Genomic DNA, 4,735 nt, shown 5'->3' on the forward strand with positions numbered 1-4,735 from the left:
AAGGACGACCCGTATCACGCAGGAAGGCTTCAAACGCTTCATCAGGAATCTGTTCGATGAGGTGGTGAATATGAAAGGCGATGTCATTTTCTTTTAATTTAATTTCTAAATCTAGGGGCAAAACCACTTGATTCATGTTATAATATTGAAACATAAGGATACCTCCGATAAGTTAATTTGGCTATATTTTAATTTTATCAGAAGGTATCCTTATTTGACTTCTGAAAACCAATAAAAAAGAGTGGTACCTTCACCAACATGTTTTGGTGGGTACCACTCTTTTCAATTTAGCCTACTGGGTTTTGTCCCAGCCTCATTCAGAAAAATCGTTTTTGCTCGCGCGCTTCTTTTAAAATTTCCACTGCCTCACGGAAGCGCTGCGAATGCACGACTTCACGTTCCCGCAAAAAGGCTAGTGATTCATTGAGAAACGGGTCATCCGACATATCTATGAGCCATTGGTAGGTTGCCCGCGCTTTTTCTTCGGCGGCAATGTCTTCATAAAGATCGGCGATCGGGTCACCTTTCGCTTGAATATAAGTAGCGGTAAAGGGGACACCGGCAGCGTTATGGTAGAACAACGCCTTGTCGTGGTCAGCATAATGGGCGCCGAGCCCCGCTTCTTTTAATTGTTCTGGCGTGGCATCTTTCGTTAATTTATAAACCATTGTCGCAATCATTTCCAAATGGGCGAATTCTTCCGTACCGATGTCGGTGAGAAGCCCAATGACCTTGTCAGGGATGGTATACCGTTGGTTTAAATAGCGCAGGGCAGCGGCCAATTCGCCGTCTGCTCCGCCGTATTGCTCAATTAAAAACTTGGCAAGCCTTGGGTTACATTGACTCACTCGAACAGGATATTGCAGTTTTTTTTCATACACCCACATGCGATCACACCCCGTTGGTTATTTCACATCATCACCCTTCTTAAATTTGCCATGGCCAAGGGGGTTCCTTCCATGCCCAAGGAAATGTCGAGAAGCTTTTACCGCCCCCAAGAAGCGGACCGAAGCGTTCCTCGAACGTCCTGCGCAAAGCTTGACTTTGTTGGGCAAACGTGTTGAATTGCTTTAATGCCTCTAAATCTTCTGGATGCGTATCGAGATAAAGATTGAGTTCAATCAGCACAAAATCAACGGCTTGCAGATCTTCCATCAACTGATAAAACTCTTCGGGAAGCGCTTCTCTTGTCAAAGGCTCACCTCCCTAACGATAATCCCCGTATGGACTAGTGTACGGGCTGTATAACGCCTTCCATAAAGTTCCTCTTTTTAACGCCTCCTTTGGTGAAAATTGTTCCAGACCAGGTGGTTGAAAGCCAAGGTATAGGTGCGGCGGGGTTTCGTATGTTTTTACCCGAATGGGTTGGCAGGGATCGTAACGCCCGATAAATGGGGTGTATGTCTTTCGATTCGTAAAGGCCATTCGTTCCCTCCTTTCCGGCATGTGTCATGCCGCAAGCGGCCGTGTCGAAAGGGTTCATGTCATCAAATGATTATGTTTCCTGAGCTCGTCATATAACTTTTTTGAAGGCTTATTTTTTTGTCAAAATTTCTAGAAGGAATATTGGAGCGTATGTGGAATACAATGATGAGGTCGAATAATGGGGGTGTGTTCATGTTTACCAAAAGCGTTATGATTCCGAAACACAAGATGATTTATGTGAATGAAGGAATAACAGTAAGAGAGGCTTTGGATCGGCTGAATGCCCATCATATCGACGGCATGCCGGTTTTATCGGGAGACCGTTATATCGGGCTCATTACGAAGCATGCCATCTATGAAGCGGCTTTTCATTCCGATTTGCCTAGGGATGAATTTTTAGATCAGGTGAAGGTCGAAACGATTGCCATCAAAAAAAATCTTATGGTCGATGAAACGGATATCTTTGAAGACACCTTATTAAAAGTGAAAGATGTGCCCCTTGTACCGGTTGTCGATGAATCGGGCCGATGCTTAGGGATCGTCACGCGTTTTGATGTGTTGGAACAATTCCAAAGCGTGTTCGGCATGAATAAAAAAGGCGTGCGCATCGTGATGTCGACAGTGGAAACCGAAGGACGCATCCTCAGGCTGTCGGAGATTACGAAACAATTTCATCAAAATATTATTGTGCTTACGACTTTTGATGATTCGGATAAACTCGTTCGTCGGATTGTCATAAAGGTGGAAGATGGCAACGATACGGATCGCTTTATTGAAAGATTGGAGAAAAACGGATTTAAGATCTTAAGTGTGAAAAAGACGGATTAAGCAACACGCTGAACATCCTCTCATACACTGCCGTATGGGAGGGTTTTTCATGAAAACATTCGTGTGGTTTCTCATGGGCGGTTTCTGCACTTACCAGGCAGCCGTTTGTTTTCCAACACAAAAAGGCTTTTCTTATATACTGTCTCAATCCATTCTTGAACCGCTGACGTTTCTAGAAGGGGCGGTTTTTATCTTCGCTGCCTTTGTCATTTTTTCCTTTTCCATCCTAAGGGCGATGCAAGTCATTCTTTATTGGTGGCGTGAAAAGAGGAAATCGGCATTATTTTATGGTATGATAGGGGTTACCCTTGTTCTCATCATTTGGGGCATACTATTTCTTATGTCACCTTATATCTCCTTAATTGTTTATAGTTTAACTTTGATTTATCTCGCTTTATCAAAAGAGCGGTTAAAGAGAGAAAAGTCCAAAGCCCAGTAGGGGGAGTGGGGCGTGACGTTGTGGTTCTTCGCTGTGATTTTCGCCGTCATCATCGTTTTTTTATATATGGTTTTGGAAGCCCACCGAAACACCGTGATTCAAAAAAATCTGGCGCTTCCAGGGTTGCCGGATGCCTTTGAAGGGTTTACCCTCTATTTTATTTCCGACGTTCATCGCCGACGCATCTCTGAAAAAATGTTGGCACACATCAAGGCCCCGGATGTTGTCATTATCGGTGGGGATTTGACGGAAAAAGGAGTTCCATTTGGCAGAGTGGAACAAAACCTTGTAAAATTAAAGCGGTGGGGTGTGCCTGTCCTTTTTGTCTGGGGAAACCACGACAGGCAAGTCAATGATGTGTTTGCCCTTCATCACTTATTACAAGAACAAGAGATCATTGTCCTTGAAAATAGAAGCTTCTCATTCGAAAGGAACCAGGCTGTTTTAAATGTCATAGGCGTTGATGATGCGACAACTGAACGGGATGATTTACCTTTGGCTTTATCATCCGCCAAACCGGGATTTCGGATTTTAGTGAGCCATAATCCCATCATCGTTGATAAAATCACACCCGAACACCAGATTCCGCTCGTTTTGTCCGGTCATACCCATGGCGGACAAATTCGTTTATTCGGTTGGGGATTAAGGGAGGCTGGTGGTTTGAAGGCTAAGCCTTTTGGCACACTTGTCATCAGTGCCGGTTATGGTACGACACATCTTCATTTAAGATTGGGAGCCAAAGCGGATACGTGGCTCATCACACTAAAGAAAGATCAGGGACTGAGGGAAGGTAACCAAACAATTTAGGGTAAACCTCATTCCGTTGGAATAAACACACTTGATCTATGAACAACATAAATACTAAAGGCATAAAGTATAAAAAGGATCCCGCTTAAGGTAAGGAGGACGATTGCGATGCGGTTGGAGCGGTTAAACGGCAATAAAATCAAGATTTTTCTAACCTTTGATGATCTCGCAGAACGCGGCATCTCCAAGGACGATTTATGGAGGAATTTACCGAAAGTCCAGCAGCTATTCCGCGACATGATCATGGAGGCCGACGATGAACTCGGTTTTCACGCGGACGGCCCGATTGAAATAGAAGTGTTTTCCTTACCGGCCCAAGGTCTAGTTGTCATCGTGTCCAAGCGGTGGGACCCGGATTTCATCGATGATGATGATGAATACATTGAGATGCAAGTCACATTGGACGAAACGTCCGATGTCATTTTCCAATTTTACGATCTGGAAGATGTCATCGCTCTCGCCCGAAAGTTGCATGTAATGGGCATAAATGGTGGCACACTGTATCTCTTTGAGAAACGCTACTACCTGGTCTTCGAGGAAACCAATCTCCCGGTTGATATAGATATGGAAACATTGATTGCGGTGATGGCGGAATTTGGCCACACCTCAACTGTTACAAGCCACCGTCTAGCGGAATACGGCCAGACGTTAATGGCGGACCGAGCGGTGGAAATGCTCTATTCCTTTTTTTGCAAAAAGGAATCTTAAACGCAGTTCGAACGTCAATGCTATACAAATCATATGCTGAAGGGGGCTCAGTTATGCTGAGAACCCTTTTTTCACTTTAGGAGTGTCAGGTATGGCTTTTTGCTTTAGACAACCGCAAAAGGAGAGGATTGTCCAAGAAGAATGGCTAAAATAATACAAATATGGACGAATGGACGGTTGACATTCCCCACAAAATATAAGGGCAAATAAATCGAAGAAATTTTTGATGTATGTGTAAAATATTTCTCGAAGCAAAATGATGGAAAAAAATAGAGAAGGCACTCTAACATAAATGTATGCGACCAAGCAAATACATTTGAAGAGAGGCCTTCTCATGGAAAACATTATACCAAAAATATACCAATTGTTAAATGAAACTCGCGATTTTATTTCGTTTGAAGAACAGCTTAAACGGCTGATGTACAGCACATTTGCCGACGTGATGGGCATTGTCTTTGGTCAACTCGATGAAGCCATTGTGAATGAAAAAAGAAAAGAAGGATGGAAAAGAGAACGTAAAGATAAAAA

The 4,735-nt window shown here is 43.5% G+C and carries 7 protein-coding genes and 1 pseudogene; 5 read left to right on the top strand and 3 right to left on the bottom strand.

The genetic code is table 11. The annotated features are described in order from the left end of the window. Positions 1-317 precede the first annotated feature (317 nt). Genes H532_RS0113855 through H532_RS0113865 form a run of 3 tightly spaced genes read right to left on the bottom strand, consistent with a single transcriptional unit; the run spans position 318 to position 1,425 of the window. On the bottom strand, positions 318-887 hold the full coding sequence (locus H532_RS0113855; RefSeq protein WP_027725959.1) for a manganese catalase family protein: 570 nt from the start codon (positions 885-887) through the stop codon (positions 318-320). A 40-nt stretch (positions 888-927) separates the two neighbouring features. Beyond that, complete coding sequence (locus tag H532_RS0113860) at positions 928-1,155, bottom strand: spore coat protein CotJB (protein ID WP_051263353.1); 228 nt, start codon at positions 1,153-1,155, stop codon at positions 928-930. 51 nt (positions 1,156-1,206) lie between these two features. Then, the gene (locus H532_RS0113865; protein WP_027725961.1) at positions 1,207-1,425 is read right to left on the bottom strand and encodes a spore coat associated protein CotJA; all 219 of its coding nucleotides are present in this window, start codon (positions 1,423-1,425) and stop codon (positions 1,207-1,209) included. A 192-nt stretch (positions 1,426-1,617) separates the two neighbouring features. On the opposite strand from H532_RS0113865, the gene H532_RS0113870 reads away from it, so the two are divergent. The 5 genes and pseudogenes from H532_RS0113870 to H532_RS0113890 all read left to right on the top strand — a co-directional run. After that, positions 1,618-2,253: a CBS domain-containing protein gene (locus H532_RS0113870; RefSeq protein WP_027725962.1), complete on the top strand. Its 636-nt coding sequence runs from the start codon at positions 1,618-1,620 to the stop codon at positions 2,251-2,253. Between the two features lie 49 nt (positions 2,254-2,302). Then, complete coding sequence (locus tag H532_RS0113875; protein ID WP_027725963.1) at positions 2,303-2,692, top strand: hypothetical protein; 390 nt, start codon at positions 2,303-2,305, stop codon at positions 2,690-2,692. A gap of 12 nt (positions 2,693-2,704) precedes the next feature. After that, positions 2,705-3,499 carry a metallophosphoesterase gene (locus H532_RS19035; protein ID WP_245566481.1) on the top strand — a complete coding sequence of 265 codons (795 nt, stop codon included), beginning with the start codon at positions 2,705-2,707 and terminating at the stop codon, positions 3,497-3,499. 108 nt (positions 3,500-3,607) lie between these two features. After that, the gene (locus H532_RS0113885; RefSeq protein WP_027725964.1) at positions 3,608-4,207 is read left to right on the top strand and encodes a genetic competence negative regulator; all 600 of its coding nucleotides are present in this window, start codon (positions 3,608-3,610) and stop codon (positions 4,205-4,207) included. Between the two features lie 334 nt (positions 4,208-4,541). Beyond that, positions 4,542-4,735, top strand: a pseudogene (locus tag H532_RS0113890) (ISLre2 family transposase); the annotation flags it as partial.

It is taken from the genome of Tuberibacillus calidus DSM 17572 (assembly GCF_000430685.1).
Taxonomy (GTDB): domain Bacteria; phylum Bacillota; class Bacilli; order Bacillales; family Sporolactobacillaceae; genus Tuberibacillus; species Tuberibacillus calidus.

Excerpts from the sequence above, each read along its gene's own strand:
- H532_RS0113870 (WP_027725962.1), top strand. The coding sequence starts at position 1,618 with ATGTTTACCAAAAGCGTTATGATTCCGAAACACAAGATGATTTATGTG.
- H532_RS0113885 (WP_027725964.1), top strand. The coding sequence starts at position 3,608 with ATGCGGTTGGAGCGGTTAAACGGCAATAAAATCAAGATTTTTCTAACC.
- H532_RS0113875 (WP_027725963.1), top strand. The coding sequence starts at position 2,303 with ATGAAAACATTCGTGTGGTTTCTCATGGGCGGTTTCTGCACTTACCAG.
- H532_RS0113855 (WP_027725959.1), bottom strand. The coding sequence starts at position 887 with ATGTGGGTGTATGAAAAAAAACTGCAATATCCTGTTCGAGTGAGTCAA.
- H532_RS0113865 (WP_027725961.1), bottom strand. The coding sequence starts at position 1,425 with ATGGCCTTTACGAATCGAAAGACATACACCCCATTTATCGGGCGTTAC.
- H532_RS0113860 (WP_051263353.1), bottom strand. The coding sequence starts at position 1,155 with ATGGAAGATCTGCAAGCCGTTGATTTTGTGCTGATTGAACTCAATCTT.